Consider the following 14,844-nt stretch of genomic DNA (forward strand, 5'->3'; position numbering starts at 1 on the left):
TCTGGTGTCTCCGTCATACCGCACAGTATTACGATTTGGAAGAAAAGTATTATTGCCGCGCCACATGACGCGCCAGATACGAATGCACATCCCGGATGGATTCCTGGACCCGTGGGTGGCGGGCCTCCTCTGGCTCGGTTCCGGCGTCGCCATCGGCCTCGCAGTGAGACGCGCTCGCGACGAACTCGGGGACGAACGAACGCCGCTGCTCGGGGTCGTGGCGGCGGGCATCTTCGCTGCACAGATGCTGAACTGGCCGATTCCGGGTGGGACCAGCGCACACTTCGTGGGCGGTGCGTTCGCTGGTATGCTCCTCGGCCCATCTCTCGGCGTCCTCGCGATGACCGCCGTCGTGACGATACAGGCGCTCGTGTTCGGCGATGGGGGCATTATCGCGCTCGGCGGGAACCTCTTCGCGATGGCTGTCGTCGACGTCCTCGTCGGGTACGCCCTCTTCCGGGCACTCCGAGGCGTCCACGAAACCGGCGCTGCGTTCGTCGCGGGGTGGGGAGCGATCACCGCCGCGGCGCTGGCCGTCGGCGTCGGCGTCGGGCTTTCCTCGGCGTTCAGCTACGAGTTGAGCGTAACCGTTCCCATCATGGTCGTCGGCCACGCGTTGTTGGGCCTCGTCGAGGGCGCGATTACGGCAGCGGTCTACGGCTACGTCGCGAACGCTCGCCCGGACCTCGTTCTCGGGCGGGGCGACGACTCGCTGTCCCTGGAGGTGGGGCTGTGAGCGCCCTCGTGTCGGACTCGTGGGAGCGACGGGCGCTTCTCGGACTGCTCGTCCTCGTCGTCTTGGCCCCCGTGTTCGGCTGGGCGTCCGGCGTCGTCGGATACACCGAGCCGCTCGAAACCGCCGCCGCCGAGACCGGTGCGTCCGATGCGGCCGATCCGATCACCCCCGGACTGCTCCCGGAGTACGCCGTGCCCGGCCTCAACCCGCCGCTCGGAACGCTCGTCTCGGCGGCCGTCGGGACGGCACTCACGCTGGCGGTTGCAGTTGGGGGCGGTCGCCTCCTCGAACGGTGACCGGCGTCGTCGGCCGCTCGGTCGAATCCATCACGGGGGCGCTTCGGACTGTCTTCACGGCCGAGCAGGTGGCCTCGGCCGACGGATTGCTCCAGCGACGCGACCCTCGCGTCGCCGTGTGTTCGGTCGCCGGCCTCGCGCTGGCGGTGATGATCACCCGCACCATCGCGGTTACCCTCTGTTTCGGCGCCGTGACGGTGATTCTGGCGAGGCTATCGGCCGTGCCACTCCGACGGTTGCTCGCACGTTCGCTGGCCGTCCCGCTCGTCTCCGCCGTTATCGTTCTCCCGCAGGTCGTGGTATTGCCCGGAGACACGCTCGTGCGGGCGTTCGGGCTTTCGGTCACCGTCGACGGCGTCGCGTACGTCGTCCTGTTCACGCTCCGTGTCGGCGTCGGCGTCGCGTTGCTCTCGCTGATCGTGATGACGACACCGTTCTCGGCGGTCGTTGCGGCCATGCGGGAACTGCACGTTCCGGTCGCTCTCGTGTGGGTCATCGCCGTCACCTATCGGTATCTGTTTCTGTTTTTCGACGAGTTACAGCGGCTCGTGCTGGCGCGGAACAGTCGCACGACCGGACGCTCGAGCCTCCGTGGCGGATGGCGCGACGCAAAACGGCTCGTCGGGACGTTCCTGTTACGGACACTCGACCGTGGCGAACGCGTCGGCCGCGCGATGCAGGCCCGTGGCGGTGCCCGACCACCGTCACCGTACAGCCGGTCACGGACCGTCGATAGGGGCGATTACGCGCTAGTCGCACTCGCCGTCATCGCCGTCGTCGGCTCGGGGGTGGTCCGATGGGGCCTGTGATCGAAGCGCGGGGACTGACACACGCGTATCCGGACGGAACGACGGCAATCCAAGACGTGACAGTCTCCATCGACGAGGGCGAGCGGGTCGCAGTCATCGGTGCGAACGGGTCGGGCAAGAGCACGCTGCAACTCGCCCTCGGCGGACTCGTCGAGCCGACAGCGGGCACGGTAAGGTACTTCGACGAGACCACAGACGCCGAAGCCGTCAGGGACCGACTGGGCGTGTTGCTCCAAGACCCGGACGACTACCTGTTCAACACGACGGTCCGCGAGGACCTCGAATACGGACCGGCACAGCTCGGGATGTCCCGCGAGGCGGCAACACAGCGGGTCGCACACGTCGCTGCCGAACTCGGTCTCGATGCCCTGCTGGATCGCCCGCCGTTCCGCTTGTCAGGAGGGGAGAAACAGCGGGCAGCGGTCGCGAGCGTCCTCGCGTTCGAGCCGGACGTGCTCTTGCTCGACGAACCGTTCGGTGCCGTCGACGCCCACTATCGAGACCGAATCCTGAAACTGGTGACCGACCACGAGGGGACGGTCGTCCTGTTCACGCCGTCGCTGGACGTCGTGGCCGACGTCGCCGACCGAGTGATCGTCGTCGGACCGGACGGGTCGATAGCCGCGGACGGGTCTGTTCGAGACGTGCTGACAGATAGCACGTTGCTGCAAGCGAACGGACTTCGACCGCCGGCGACGGTGACGCTGTTCGAGGGGATTCTCGACGCCGACGACGTGCCGCTGACCGTCTCGGACGCACGGGCCTACCTTCTGGACGAGTTGGGGTAGCACCGAGTCGGCCCACACCCGAACGGCGTCACCCACAGAGCAGTCGTGACGGGACGTCGTTCGGGCGACGGGTGCGGTACGTCGATGCCTTGCGGGCCGTGGGCCGGACAGCGGGATCACTCCGTCTCGCGGATCGTCCCGCCGCTCAGACCATCCCACGCCACCCGGTAGCCAAGTCGCGACAGGACCGCGCTCGTCTCCGAGAGACCCACCGCCGACAGCCGTTCCTCGACGGCATCGAGCGGTTGTCCAGGTTCGAGCGCCGCGTCGAGGTCGGCCAGAATCTCGGGGCGGACCAGCGTCCGTCCAACCCGTTCGTGGTCGGGGACGGCGACGGTATCGAGGGCGTCCTCGCTGACCCCGTGGGTCGCCGCGAGGTCGGCGAGAGACACCACGTCCGCCTCGGGTCGGAGTTCGTCGGGCAGGCTCGCCCGCGTCTCCTCGACGAGGTCGGTCTCGTAGCGCCGGAGGGCATCGACGACGTCTTTCACCCGGACGGTCCCCGAGTAGGTGATCGCGCGGTGGTCTCGGGCCTCGATTTCGTCGCTGACGCCGAGGCTCTCGTCGACCGCGACGAGCAACTCGACGTCCTCCACGTCGGCGAGTTGCCCGAGTTTCTTCTCGACGTACTCGGGGGTCCAAAAGCCCATGATCTCGAAGAAGACGCGAAAGTCGGCAAAGCGGTAGTCGAAGGCGAAATCGGGGATCATCACGCGCCGCCCGACGGCCAGCGGCTCGGGTTCGCGCACGAGGTCCCAGTCCAGGTCGAGCGCGGCAAACCGGGCCGCAAAGTCGGCCTCGACGCCGCTGTCGTAGGTCGGTTCGGTGATCGGGTCGACGCCCGGCACCCCCACGTCCGCGTCCGTGAGGACGAGTTCGCGCTCGGTGCCGCGGTCGTCTATCGTCGCCACCAGTCGCCAGTCGGCTGCCGTCGCGACCGACCGCAACAGCCGGGCGAAGGCCGTTCCGTACCGCCGGGTTCGCCGGAAGAGGTGATCGGGACCGGTCACCACCACCTCACGCCCGGCGTCGGTTCGGTGAATCTCGTACATCAGCCCCAGACGCTTGACCGCCGAGATCAGCGCCTTCGGGTCGGAACTGCGGACCCGCACCTCGACGGCGTCGAACAGCGCGGTCTGAGCGAGCGACAGATCGTACTGAGCGAGGAGTTCGTCGGGCGTCCACCGAGGATCGAACTCGGCGAGCACCTGCCGCGTCTCGCGGTCAGCGTACAGCGAGTCGGCGACGGCCGCGGCGTCGACGCCGAGTCGGTCGGCGGCGCGGCCGAGCGCCCGATCCCGGTCGGCCTCGGTGACGACACCCACCGCCGCCGCGGCCTCGAACGCGACTCGCCTGGCCCGTTCGGGAGGGATTGCCGCACGCGTCTCGAAGGTTGCGTCCCGTTCACACAGCGCCGCGAACCCGCGGACGAGTTTGAAGTCGTCGGCCTCGCGCTCTAGGTCTTCGAGCGCGGCATCGAGTGCCGACCGCGGCTCATCCACGTGGTCGGCGACGGTCCCGAGGACGCGCGCGGCCAGCGGCCGGTCGGCGCGCTCGGCGAACTGCGGACGGTAGCCGCCGCCGGCCCGCGACACCCGGAGAAGATTCTTCCGGAGCACGCCCGACGCTGGGCGCTCCGCGAATAAAGTCCCGCCGACGGTCGGGCGCGAGGACAACGCTCTTGTCGCTCGCCGGGGTCGGTCCGGTATGGACAGGCGTCGCGTCCTCGCCCTCCTCGGACTCGCGCTCTCCCCCGGGTGCGCCACGCCCGGTGCGACCGGCCCACGAACCCCGCCGACACCGGGCGAGCGTTCCCCCGCGGCCGGCGAGAACGGGGAGTTGCGCATCACCGACCAGGACTTCGAGGCGGGCGACGACGGCCACCTGCGGGTGCTGGCGACGGTGCAAAATCCGACGGGAACCGAGCGGACGCGGACGCTCGTCGTCGCCGTCACCGTCGGGGGAACGACGACCGAGCGGCGTCGCGAGGTGACCGTGCCCGCCGACGCCGACCAGGAGGTGGCCGTCGACTTCGAGACGGTCCCTTACGACGACTTCACCGGCGGTGGCTCGTTGCAGTCGCGCCTCGAGTGAGGCCGGCGACACAAGCCATAAGCCGGGTGAGTATCCTATCACCGAACACACATGCTTCGGCGACGTGATGATCGCCGCTCGATCCAGTCGCGGCGCTCGGGACGCGAGCCGCCGGTACTGTGTCTCACTCTCCAAGGACCCCCTCGATCCGGGACTCCGTGCGGCGTCCGGTTCGCGTCATGAGCCGACTCACCACCTGGCTGGATCGATCCCGCTCGGGGCGGCTCGGTCTCCCGGAGGTGATCGCGATGGGGGTCGGCGGGATGGTTTCGGGGGGAATCTACGCCGTCCTCGGCGTCGCGATGCGCCAAGCGGGCAACGCCGTCCCGCTCTCGTATCTCGTCGCGGGGATCATTACGCTTCTCACGGCCTACTCCTATCTGGAACTCACGCTGCATTTCGGCGAACGCGGTGGCGTCTTCTCCTTCGTAGAACACGTCGTCGACGATCCGACCGTCGCCGCGTACGTCGGCTGGGTACTCATCGTCGGCTACGTGGGCGTGATGGCGATGTACGCCTTCGCCTTCGGCGCGTACACGCTCACCGCCGCGCGGGCCATCGTGGGGATACATCTCCCACAGCTTCTGCGGCCGATCATCTCGGCGTTGATCGTCGCTGCATTTGTCGGTCTCAACGTCCGGGGCGTCCACGAGACTGGCCTCTTCGAGGACATCGCGGTGTACGTCAAAGTCGTGATCCTGCTGTCCCTCTCGGCACTCGGCGTCGTCTTCTACGACGGAAGCGTGACGGCACTCGACTTCTTCGATAAGGGCGTGTTCAGCCCGCTCACTGGCTTTGCCGTCATCTTCGTCTCCTACGAAGGGTTCCAACTGCTGGTCTATGACTACGAGGACATCGAGAACGTAGAACGGGTGTTGCCCGTCGGGATGTACGCCGCCATCCTGCTCTCGATGCTAATCTACGTCTCGGTGTCGTTCATGGCGACACTCCATCTCACACCGGCACAACTTCTCGCCCATCAAGAGGTCGCCCTCGCGGAGGCAGTGTCCAACATCCCAGTGCTGGGGGGTGCCGGATTCGTCCTCGTCATCCTCTCGGCCATGAAAAGCACCTCCTCGGGCATCAACGCGACCCTCTTTGGTACCTCGCGGCTGGTCCATAAGATCGCCACAGAGGGGGCGCTGCCACGCCTGTTCTCCTTTCGAAACCGCGAGGGAATCCCCGTCTACTCGCTGTTGACCATCGGTGGACTGACCGCGGCGCTTGCCGCTCTCGGGACGCTCAAGCAGATCACCGAGTTCGGATCGGTGGCGTTTCTGCTCTCGTTTACCATCACGAACTACACGAGCGTCGTCCTCGCCGACGAGACGGGGGCGAATCGCCTCATTCCCACGCTTGGACTGCTCGGCACGGGAATCGCCCTCCCGACGGTGCTGTATCACCTCTATCGCACCGACGTCGAGATACTGCTCTGGGTCGTCGGCATCTTCACGTTCGTCTTTCTCGTCGAGTCCCTCTACGTCGAGCGGCGGTCGTTCAACCCCGCCGACGTCGATCCGTGACCGGCCCGGCGTGCGCGAATCGATATCGTCGCCTTCGTAGGTTGTCACGACCGGCGTTCGAGACGCCCCTCGGCCAGCAGGCAGGGTCGGCTCACCGCCGTCGGTCGGCCACACGCTCCTCGGCCGTCTCGGCGCTCACCACCTCGTAGCAGACGGCGCTTCGGCCGTCGGCCTTCGGGCGGAGCACCCGCCCGAGGCGCTGGGTAAACTCGCGTTCGCTCCCACTCCCCGAGAGGATCACGCCCACGCTCGCGTCGGGCACGTCGACGCCCTCGTCGAGGACGTTCGCGGCCACGACACGCGTGTACGTCCCCTCGCGGAATCGGTCGAGGATGGCGCGTCGCTCGCTCGCCCCTGTCTCGGCGGTGATCGCCGGGGCGAGAAATCGCTCCGAGAGTCGGTAGACGAGGTCGGTGTGGGCGGTAAAGACGATGGTTCGTGCCTCCGGGTGGCGCGCGAAGATGCGCTCCAAGGCGTCGACCTTCGCCGCCGAGTTCATCATGATCTCGCGGGCCTCCTGTTTGGCCAACAGCGCCTCCCGGGCCCGTGGATCGCTCCCCGACCGCTTGACGAGTTCGCGGTAGTCGCTCCCGCTGGACAGCGAGAGATTCGAGGTCTTGAGGTAGTCGACGAAGGTTCCCTGGGCGTCCTCGTAGGCCTCGCGCTCGGTGGGCGTGAGTTCCACCTCGACACGCCGGAGTTCGTAGTCCGCGAGGTGGTCGCCAGCCAGGTCGTCGACCGAGCGGTCGTAGACGACGGGGCCGACGAGGTCCGCGACTACCTCGTGAGCGCCGTCCGGGCGCTCGAAGGTGGCGGTCAGCCCCAGGCGGGCGGGCGCCGGGAGTAAGCGGGCGATGTCGCGGTAGCCCTCGCCCCCGAGGTGGTGAACTTCGTCGAAGACCACGAAGCCGAACTGGTCGCCCACCTCGTCGGCCCGGAGGTACGCGGAGTCGTAGGTGGCGACCGTCAGGGCTTCGAGGCGTTGCTCGCCGCCGCCCAGTTGGCCGACCGGGACGGCAAACTCCGTCTCCAGTTCGCGGCGCCACTGGGTCAGGAGGTCGACCGTCGGCACGACCACGAGCGTCGGCGTCGACAGGTCGGCCATCGCGCGGACCGCGACGACGGTCTTCCCACTCCCCGTCGGGAGTTCGAGGACCCCCCGTCTACCCGCCTCCGTCCACGCCGCGAGCGCCGCGGACTGGTAGTCCCGGAGGTCGTACGTCGTCGACAGGTCGAGGGTAGGGAGGTCGAACACTTGATCCTCGTAGCCGACGCCGGCAGCGTCGAGGGCGTCCCGGAGCGCGGCATATCGGTGCGCCGGCGCCCGGAGAGTGCCGCTTCGCTCGTCGAACGCGACGGGGAGGGCGTCGGCGACGGCAGAGTCGAGGTCGCCGTCGAGACGGACCGTGCCGTCGGCGAATCGGGCGACGAGGGTCACGGCCGGACTTCGAGGGGTGGAAATATATGCCCTCCGCACCCCCCGTCACACATGGCATCAGAAGATCTCGACGCCGAGGTGGCGTCCTTCCTCGACGCCGCCGAACGCGTCTACGACGAGTACGACGACGGGTACGTCGACGCCGACAGCGCGCTCTCGGAACTCGGCGATCACGTCTCCACCCTGCGAGACGCATACGAGGGGGAGTGATGTCCGAGTTCTCTCCACGCGTCGAGGCGATATCCATCAGCGGCATCCGCGAGGTGTTCGAGGCTGCCGGCGAGGACGCGATCAATCTCGGTCTCGGTCAACCGGACTTTCCGACGCCGGAACACGCTCGCGCGGCGGCCGTCGAGGCCATCGAGGCCGGGAAGGCCGACGCCTACACGGGTAACAAGGGAATCCGGCCGCTCCGCGAGGCCATCGCCGCCAAGCACGAACGGGATCAGGGCGTCGCGGTCGATCCCGGGGACGTCATCGCAACCGCCGGCGGGAGCGAGGCGCTCCACCTCGCTCTCGAGGCCCACGTCGACGCCGGCCAGGAGGTGCTGATCCCCGACCCAGGGTTCGTCTCCTACGACGCACTGACGAAACTCGCGGGCGGGAAGCCGGTGCCGGTCCCCGTACGCGAGGACCTGACACTCGATCCCGCCGCGGTGGAGGACGCCATCACCGACGACACCGCGATGTTCGTCGTCAACAGCCCCGGTAATCCGACGGGCGCCGTCTCCCCCGAGGAGGACGTCCGGGAGTTCGCCCGCATCGCCGACGAACACGACGTGGTCTGTCTCTCCGACGAGGTGTACGAACACTTCGTCTTCGGCGGCGACCACCACTCGCCGCTCTCATACGCCGACACCGACAGCGTGGTCGTCGTCAACGGCTGTTCGAAGACCTACTCCATGACGGGGTGGCGACTCGGCTGGGTCACCGCCTCCACCCGCCGGATCGAGCGGATGCTCCGCGTCCACCAGTACATTCAAGCGTGTGCCTCCGCGCCGGCACAGTACGCCGCGGAGGCGGCCCTCTCCGGTTCACAGGACGTCGTCGACGAGATGTGTGACACCTTCCGAGAGCGGCGTGACCTCCTCCTCGACCGGTTCGAGGCGATGGGCGTCGAGGTACCGACTCCGCGGGGTGCCTTCTACGCCATGCCGAAGGTACCGGACGGGTTCGTCGACGCCTGCATCGAACGGGACGTAATCGTCGTCCCCGGCGACGCCTTCGGCGCGAACGGCGCGGGCCACGCCCGGGTTTCCTACGCCAACGACGCCGACACGCTCCGCGAGGCGCTCGACGTGATGGCCGACGTGGTCGCGGACCTTCGCTGACCGACCACGAACCGACCGTTCGGGACCCGGCGGAGGGAATTGTCTCGGCACGCCGGGGATAAACTGCAATAAACTGGTGATCGTAGTGTCAGCGACGCATTAAACTAGCCACGTGACGTGAGTTTATTCGCCCGCTGACGGCTCCGTTCCTCCCCTCGCCGCACATCCTGGTTGGATGAACGCGAGCGCCACCCGCGCTCGCTCTCTTCGACGGTCTCAGTTCGCAGTGCTGACGATCTTAATCACGTCGCCCTCCGAGAGTTCGTGATCCTCGCCGATCCGCCGGTCGGAGCGGGCGTCGACGGCGTGGAGGTACCCGTCGCCGATGTCGGTGTGGATGGCGTACGCGAGGTCGGGCGGGGTAGCCCCCCGCGGGAGCAAGACGGCGTCGGGAAGAACGTTCCCGGCGCCGTCGGTCCACCGCGTTTCGTTTTGAACCGGGAAGACGGTGATCCGGTCGAGTAGGTCGTAGACGGCAGTGTCGATAGCGGCCTGGACGCCGGTGCCGCCCTGGGTCGCCATCACCTCGCGGATGCGGTCGAGTCCCTCGCGCTGGGCGTCGCTCACGTCGCCGGCGACGTCGAATTCGGGGTCGCCGGGGCCGTAGTCGACGGCGCCGGCGTCCGCGGCGGTTCGCAAGGCGAGTTCGCCCTCGGCCGTCGCCGGGACGACAGGCTTGTCGGTCGCGCGCAGTCGCTCCAGATCCTCCGCGGGCGCCACGTCGGCCTTGTTGGCGACGACGACCAGCGGTTTGGTGCGTGCGCGGACCTCGCGGGCGAGCGCGGCCCGGTGGTCGTCGGTCCACTGGATCGGGTCCTCGGGATAGTCGAGTGCCCGGAGGCTGGCGGCCACGTCCGCGACCGTCGCCCCGAAGCCGGTGAGCATGTCCGTGAGAACCTCGTCGATGTCGAAGTCGGGCGACCGGGACTTGCGCTCGACGCCCTCCCAGTTGCGGTCGATGATACCCGCGAGCCACTGGTCCATCTCGCGCTCGACGAAGTCCACCTCCTCGACCGGGTCGTAGGTGCCGACCTCGACGGGTTCGCCCTCGGCGTTGGTCCCGCCCGAGGCGTCGACGACGTTGAGGATGGCGTCGGCGTCGGTGAGTTCGTCGAGAAACTGGTTGCCCAATCCTTTCCCTTCGTGGGCACCCGGAACCAGTCCCGCCACGTCGAGGAGTTCGACGGGGACGTAGCGCGTGCCGTTTCGACAGCGCTCGTTGCCACAGCGCTCGTCGCGGTCGAGACAGGGGCAGTCGGTGCGGGCGTGGGTCACCCCGCGGTTGGCGTCGATGGTCGTGAAGGGGTAGTTCCCCACGTCCACCTCCGCGCGGGTGGCGGCCTGATAGAACGTGGACTTGCCCGCGTTGGGCTTGCCCGCGAGTGCGAGAGAGAGCATAGTGAACCGTGGCGGGTCGCGGGGAATTTAGTTTCGGTCGACTCGGTGTCGAACCGTCGTCCGTGTCCGTCGCACGTTCTGGTGGAAACGTTTACGCAGTAGAAGACGCTACAAGCGGGTATGGCAACGTCCGTGAAGATGGACGACGATACCAAGGCCCGCCTCGAACGCCTCCAGGCCGAGATTCGGCTACAGACGGGCCGGCGCGTAACCCAGCAGGAACTGCTGGCGCGACTCGTCGAGGACGCAATCGAGTCCAAGGCCGACCTCGTCGACTCGTTCCGCGAGGAACGCGTGCCCCTCGCCGACGCGGAGCGCGCGGCGTTTCACGAGGGGATGGTTTCCTCGGGCGTCACGACGAGCGAGGGGGACATCGACGACGTGCTGTACGGATGAGCGTCCTCGTCGATACGGGCGTGTTCTACGCACACCACGACACGGACGCGGAGCGACACGAGGCGGCCGTCGGCGCGTTCGAGGAACTGCTCGATGGGACGTACGGCCAACCGTACACGAACGACTACGTGCTCGACGAGACGGTCACGCTCACCCGAACGAGAACGGGATCGTTCGAGGCGGCGGACACCGTCGCCCGTCGAATCCTCGGCGAGGACCCGTTTCCACACGTCGTCGAGACACTACACGTGGAACCGGACGACGTTCGGGCGTCACTCACGACCTTTCGTCGGTACGACGACCACGACCTGAGTTTCACCGACGCGACCGTCGTCGCGCAGTGTGAGTCCCGCGGTATCGACGCCGTGTTGAGCTTCGACGCCGACTTCGACGGCCTCGTCGACCGGATCGACCCGGGGGATTGAGGGGCCCCACTCACTCGATTTCCCGGTCTGCCTCGGACCGAACGATCCGCATCTCGCCGCGCGAGCGGATCGTCCCGTCGACGACGGCGTCCTCGTGGAGTTCGAGGTCGGTACAGGAGACATCGCCGAGGACGCGCACGTCCGGGTCGAGACGGACCGTGCCGCCGCGGGTGGTCACGTCGCCGTGGATGCGGGTCCGCTCGGCGACGGTTACGTCGCCGCGGGCGCGGAGGCTCCCGAAGACGTTGTTGTCGGCGCCGACGTCGATGGACTCGGCACGGAGATTGCCGTGGAGACGGCAGTCGTCGCCGACGCTGGCTGGCGTCGACACCTGCCAGGCGTCGTCGGAGACTTCGCTCCCGCGGGGGATCACCAGCGGATCCTCGGGGGCGTCCCCCGAGAGCGCCTCCGCGATTTCATCGGCAGCGCCCTGTTCTCCCACCCGGAGCAACTGCGAGAGGACGATGAAATAAAAGACGAGCGTCGGGACGGGGTTCCGGATGACGATCCAGCCGTTGGCCTCGAACCCCTCGTCGATTTCGACGTCGTCGCCGATGTCGAGGTCGCCCGAGACCATGAGTTGGCCGCCGACGTGGACCCGTTCGCCGAGGTAGGCGTCGTCGCCGACGAGGACGTTACCGGCCACGTCACACCACATGTCGAGCCGACAGTTCCCCTCGGCCTCGATGTCGCCGCCGAATTGGGCCCGCTCGCCCGCGATCACGTTCCGCCCGCGGACACCGAACTCGACGGTGCTCTGGCCGCCGACGATCACGTCCCCGTCGGTCACGAGGTCGTGTTCCTCGACGGTGGTCCCGTCGGGGATCTCGAGCGCGTCGAGCGGATCCCTCCCGAGTGACACGCGCGTGACTACAGGCTTCTCGTATTAAAACGGCCGTCAGACGGTCGTCCGACGACGGCGCGAGCGCGGGGGCGGACAGGCAGGGTTTTGAGTCCCGACCGACTACGCCGGTCTATGACAACGCTCTCCTTCGACGACGGCGGCGTCGACGTCGTCTACGAGGGAACAGAGTTCCGACTGGAGAAGGCACTGATCGAGGATGCGGTCGGCAAGACCTACCCCGACGTGACCGACCACGAGGTGTTGAAGATGGTCGAAAAGGAGCCGTCGCTGACCGGCGAACCGCGACGGATCGGCGACATCGTGAACTAGGTGTCGACGCGCTCGACCCGCTCCGAGGTAGGGTCGAGGCGGCGGTCGAATCGCTCGGCGAACCCGACACGCAGGATGGACCTGGCGATGGCGGCGCCGCCACGGATGGGGTCGAGTTTCGTCTCGCCCGCTCGCTCGTCGTAGTCGATGGGCACCTCAGTCACGCGATACCCCCTCGCGACGGGGCGCATCAGCAGTTCCGCCGAGAGCCCCGTGTTCTCCGTCCAGTCGATGCGGTGAAGCAGGTCACGGCGGTAGGCGCGCATCCCCGTCGTCACGTCGTGCAAACGGTGGCCGAGGAGAAGACTGGCGAGTGTGGCAAACGCGCGGTTGCCGAGGCGGTTCAGCGCCGGCATCGTCTCCGGTCGCGGCGAAATCCGGTCGCCGCTGACCACGTCGTACCCCTCGTTGATCCGGTCGAGGAAGTCGGGGAGTCGCTCCATGGGGTAAGTGTCGTCACAGTCGGTGGTGACGACCACCGGCCGCTCCGGCGTGAGCACCGCCTTTCGGACGGCGACGCCGTAGCCCTGTGGCTCCTGTTCGATCACTCGGGCACCCATCCCGCGAGCGATTTCGGGCGTCCGGTCGCTCGACCCGTCGACACAGACGACTGCGGCCCGACCGTCCGTGACGCGGTCGATGTCCGCCAAGACGCTCCCGATGGCTTCCTCCTCGTTGTAGGTCCCCATGACGACGGTTACGTCGTCGAAGGTGTAGTCGCTCATACGCCTATCTACGGACGTTCGCACTTGAACGTTTAGGTTTGCCTAAAACGTCGCCGTGTCGGGGCTGACGGCCTCGTGGAGGCGGCCAGTGACGTGGTCGGCGAGGCGTTCGAGGTTCTCCGTGTCCTCGCGGTTGTACGAGACGAGCGTCTCGAGGGCGGCGTCGTCGCCGCGTTCGTACTCGCGCCAGAGGCGGACGGCGTCCTTCCCGGAGAGGTCCGGCCGGTCGCGGTCGATGCCCACTTCGGTCTCGATGTGTTTGAGGCCGCCGGTCAGGTCGAGGCGACGACAGGGGTACATCAGATCGAGGTGGGGCGCGTCGATAGAGAGGTCGAAGGACTGTTCGAGGAAGGGGACGTCGAAGCGGGCGCCGTTGAACGAGACGAGCAGCGGGGCGTCGGTGAACTGCTCGCGGAGCGCGCCAGGGGTGAGGTTGTCGCCGCGGACGAGCGTCTCGACGTCGCCCCCGCGGTAACAGCTCACGGTCGTCACGTCGTTGCGGTCGGCGTCGAGACCCGTGGTCTCGATGTCGAAAAAGAGGGCGTCGTCACGGAAGTTCTCGTAGAGACGCCAGCGCTCGCCGGTGGGGAACGACTCGTCGAAAAAGCGGGCGTCGTCGCGACGGAGATGGTCGGTCGCCACGTCGACGAACGCCTCGATGCGTTCGGCTGTCTTCGGACCGACGACAGAGCCGTCGAACGACTCCCAGTGGGTGACACCCGCCTCCCAGAGGCGTCGCTCGGTCGTCTCCCCCACGCCACGGATCGGGATGAAGCTGTTCTCGATACGCACAGGTGGTACTGTCGTGGCGGGCGTCAAAAACCTCGCGTCACGCGGTCAGTACGCGAACGGCGACGCCGATCCGGGTGGTGTCCAGTCCTCACCTTTCAGTTGAACGTACGCGCGCGAGGCGATGGCGACGGTGACGAGGCCCGTGACCGCGCTGATGGCCACGCTGATCGCGACAGTGGCAATCTGTGGCACGCCCGCCAGTCCAAGCAGGAAGCCGGGGACGGCGCTGAGCAACCCGATGACCAACACCACCACGAGGAGGAGGAACACACTGAGGCGCTCGCCGGCGGTCAGCGCCCAACCGTCGCTGAGCGCGTCGATGACGCCCTTGTCCTCGACGATTACCTCGAACTGGACGAAATAGAGGGCGACCGCGACGTAGATCCCGGGGATGATGAGGAAGATGGCCCCGACGAACGTCGCGATGTCGACGACGATACCGGCGACTATTGCGTTCAGGAGGACCCAGCCGAATCGGCGGTCGACACCGTCGGGAAAGCGTTGCCGGGCGTCGCTCACGAACGTTCGGATGGTGACGACTCCGACGGCCTGCGCGAGGACGGCCTGTACCAGAAAGAGGACGAGAGCGACAGCCAGGCCAACGTCGATGGCGAGTGGGGAGCCACCGCCGGCGGCCGGACCGGGACCCATTCCCCCGGCCGGCATCCCGCCCGCTCCGGGTTGGGCGGGGGCCGCGCTGCCGAGCCAGTCGGTAAACGCCGCGCCGAGCGTCTGGGCCGTAGCCGTCGACAGTACGCCGATGACGAGGTAGGCCACGAAGAGGATCGCGGCCACGCGCGTCGGGAGACGGGTGAGTCCGTCCTCGATAGCAGCGGGGATATCCAGTGTCATAGGGACGTGTATACGAGTTGTGTCACCCGACATAAAATTGCGGTCCGACGGCGGTCACGGCGGGGCC

18 protein-coding genes are annotated in these 14,844 nt (G+C 67.5%); 11 read left to right on the forward strand and 7 right to left on the reverse strand.

Features of this window, described 5'->3' with window-relative positions; all coding sequences use genetic code 11:
* Positions 1–82: 82 nt before the first annotated feature.
* The 4 genes from NO878_RS03840 to NO878_RS03855 are packed head-to-tail and all read left to right on the forward strand — an operon-like array spanning position 83 to position 2,629.
* Complete coding sequence (locus tag NO878_RS03840) at positions 83–736, forward strand: energy-coupling factor ABC transporter permease (RefSeq protein ID WP_256404635.1); 654 nt, start codon at positions 83–85, stop codon at positions 734–736.
* Complete coding sequence (locus NO878_RS03845) at positions 733–1,032, forward strand: PDGLE domain-containing protein (RefSeq protein ID WP_256404636.1); 300 nt, start codon at positions 733–735, stop codon at positions 1,030–1,032. The genes NO878_RS03840 and NO878_RS03845 overlap by 4 nt, the downstream gene beginning before the upstream one ends.
* Positions 1,029–1,841: a cobalt ECF transporter T component CbiQ gene (cbiQ, locus tag NO878_RS03850; protein WP_256404637.1), complete on the forward strand. Its 813-nt coding sequence runs from the start codon at positions 1,029–1,031 to the stop codon at positions 1,839–1,841. The genes NO878_RS03845 and cbiQ overlap by 4 nt, the downstream gene beginning before the upstream one ends.
* A complete protein-coding gene (locus NO878_RS03855; protein WP_256404638.1) occupies positions 1,829–2,629 on the forward strand; it encodes an energy-coupling factor ABC transporter ATP-binding protein in 801 nt (266 codons plus the stop codon). Before cbiQ ends, NO878_RS03855 begins: the two co-directional genes overlap by 13 nt.
* 116 nt (positions 2,630–2,745) lie before the next feature.
* Here NO878_RS03855 and NO878_RS03860 read toward each other — a convergent pair whose 3' ends face one another.
* Positions 2,746–4,248 carry a DUF790 family protein gene (locus NO878_RS03860; protein ID WP_256404639.1) on the reverse strand — a complete coding sequence of 501 codons (1,503 nt, stop codon included), beginning with the start codon at positions 4,246–4,248 and terminating at the stop codon, positions 2,746–2,748.
* Between the two features lie 88 nt (positions 4,249–4,336).
* Here NO878_RS03860 and NO878_RS03865 point away from each other — a divergent pair, with 88 nt between their 5' ends.
* Both NO878_RS03865 and NO878_RS03870 read left to right on the forward strand, forming a co-directional pair.
* Complete coding sequence (locus NO878_RS03865) at positions 4,337–4,723, forward strand: transcriptional initiation protein Tat (protein ID WP_256404640.1); 387 nt, start codon at positions 4,337–4,339, stop codon at positions 4,721–4,723.
* A gap of 179 nt (positions 4,724–4,902) precedes the next feature.
* On the forward strand, positions 4,903–6,246 hold the full coding sequence (locus NO878_RS03870; protein ID WP_256404641.1) for an APC family permease: 1,344 nt from the start codon (positions 4,903–4,905) through the stop codon (positions 6,244–6,246).
* Positions 6,247–6,337: 91 nt separating this feature from the next.
* Here the strand turns inward: NO878_RS03870 and NO878_RS03875 are convergent, their stop codons facing one another.
* A complete protein-coding gene (locus NO878_RS03875) occupies positions 6,338–7,684 on the reverse strand; it encodes a DEAD/DEAH box helicase (RefSeq protein WP_256404642.1) in 1,347 nt (448 codons plus the stop codon).
* A 51-nt stretch (positions 7,685–7,735) separates the two neighbouring features.
* Here NO878_RS03875 and NO878_RS03880 point away from each other — a divergent pair, with 51 nt between their 5' ends.
* Both NO878_RS03880 and NO878_RS03885 read left to right on the forward strand, forming a co-directional pair.
* On the forward strand, positions 7,736–7,894 hold the full coding sequence (locus NO878_RS03880; protein ID WP_256404643.1) for a hypothetical protein: 159 nt from the start codon (positions 7,736–7,738) through the stop codon (positions 7,892–7,894).
* On the forward strand, positions 7,894–9,015 hold the full coding sequence (locus tag NO878_RS03885) for a pyridoxal phosphate-dependent aminotransferase (RefSeq protein WP_256404644.1): 1,122 nt from the start codon (positions 7,894–7,896) through the stop codon (positions 9,013–9,015). The genes NO878_RS03880 and NO878_RS03885 overlap by 1 nt, the downstream gene beginning before the upstream one ends.
* A 216-nt stretch (positions 9,016–9,231) precedes the next feature.
* Here NO878_RS03885 and NO878_RS03890 read toward each other — a convergent pair whose 3' ends face one another.
* Entirely contained in the window at positions 9,232–10,413 is a 1,182-nt protein-coding gene (locus NO878_RS03890) for a redox-regulated ATPase YchF (protein ID WP_256404645.1), read from the reverse strand.
* 120 nt (positions 10,414–10,533) lie between these two features.
* Between NO878_RS03890 and NO878_RS03895 the strand changes: the two genes are divergently transcribed.
* Together NO878_RS03895 and NO878_RS03900 are read left to right on the forward strand one after the other, a co-directional pair.
* A complete protein-coding gene (locus tag NO878_RS03895; protein WP_256404646.1) occupies positions 10,534–10,809 on the forward strand; it encodes a hypothetical protein in 276 nt (91 codons plus the stop codon).
* Positions 10,806–11,234, forward strand: coding sequence for a type II toxin-antitoxin system VapC family toxin (locus tag NO878_RS03900; RefSeq protein ID WP_256404647.1), 429 nt, complete (start codon positions 10,806–10,808; stop codon positions 11,232–11,234). The genes NO878_RS03895 and NO878_RS03900 overlap by 4 nt, the downstream gene beginning before the upstream one ends.
* Before the next feature lie 10 nt (positions 11,235–11,244).
* Here NO878_RS03900 and NO878_RS03905 read toward each other — a convergent pair whose 3' ends face one another.
* Positions 11,245–12,096, reverse strand: a complete 852-nt coding sequence (locus tag NO878_RS03905; protein ID WP_256404648.1) for a polymer-forming cytoskeletal protein — start codon at positions 12,094–12,096, stop codon at positions 11,245–11,247.
* Positions 12,097–12,210: 114 nt separating this feature from the next.
* Between NO878_RS03905 and NO878_RS03910 the strand changes: the two genes are divergently transcribed.
* A complete protein-coding gene (locus tag NO878_RS03910) occupies positions 12,211–12,408 on the forward strand; it encodes a DUF5800 family protein (RefSeq protein WP_256404649.1) in 198 nt (65 codons plus the stop codon).
* Here the strand turns inward: NO878_RS03910 and NO878_RS03915 are convergent.
* From NO878_RS03915 to NO878_RS03925, 3 genes are read right to left on the reverse strand one after another with little or no spacing between them, the layout of a single operon-like run.
* Positions 12,405–13,133, reverse strand: coding sequence for a dolichyl-phosphate hexose transferase (locus NO878_RS03915; protein ID WP_256404651.1), 729 nt, complete (start codon positions 13,131–13,133; stop codon positions 12,405–12,407). The two genes, NO878_RS03910 and NO878_RS03915, sit on opposite strands and share 4 nt — an antisense overlap.
* A gap of 42 nt (positions 13,134–13,175) precedes the next feature.
* On the reverse strand, positions 13,176–13,925 hold the full coding sequence (locus tag NO878_RS03920) for a ribonuclease H-like domain-containing protein (protein WP_256404652.1): 750 nt from the start codon (positions 13,923–13,925) through the stop codon (positions 13,176–13,178).
* 45 nt (positions 13,926–13,970) lie between these two features.
* Positions 13,971–14,777: a DUF7847 domain-containing protein gene (locus NO878_RS03925; RefSeq protein WP_256404653.1), complete on the reverse strand. Its 807-nt coding sequence runs from the start codon at positions 14,775–14,777 to the stop codon at positions 13,971–13,973.
* Between the last annotated feature and the right edge of the window lie 67 nt (positions 14,778–14,844).

This window comes from Haloplanus ruber (genome assembly GCF_024494725.1).
GTDB classification, from domain to species: domain Archaea; phylum Halobacteriota; class Halobacteria; order Halobacteriales; family Haloferacaceae; genus Haloplanus; species Haloplanus ruber.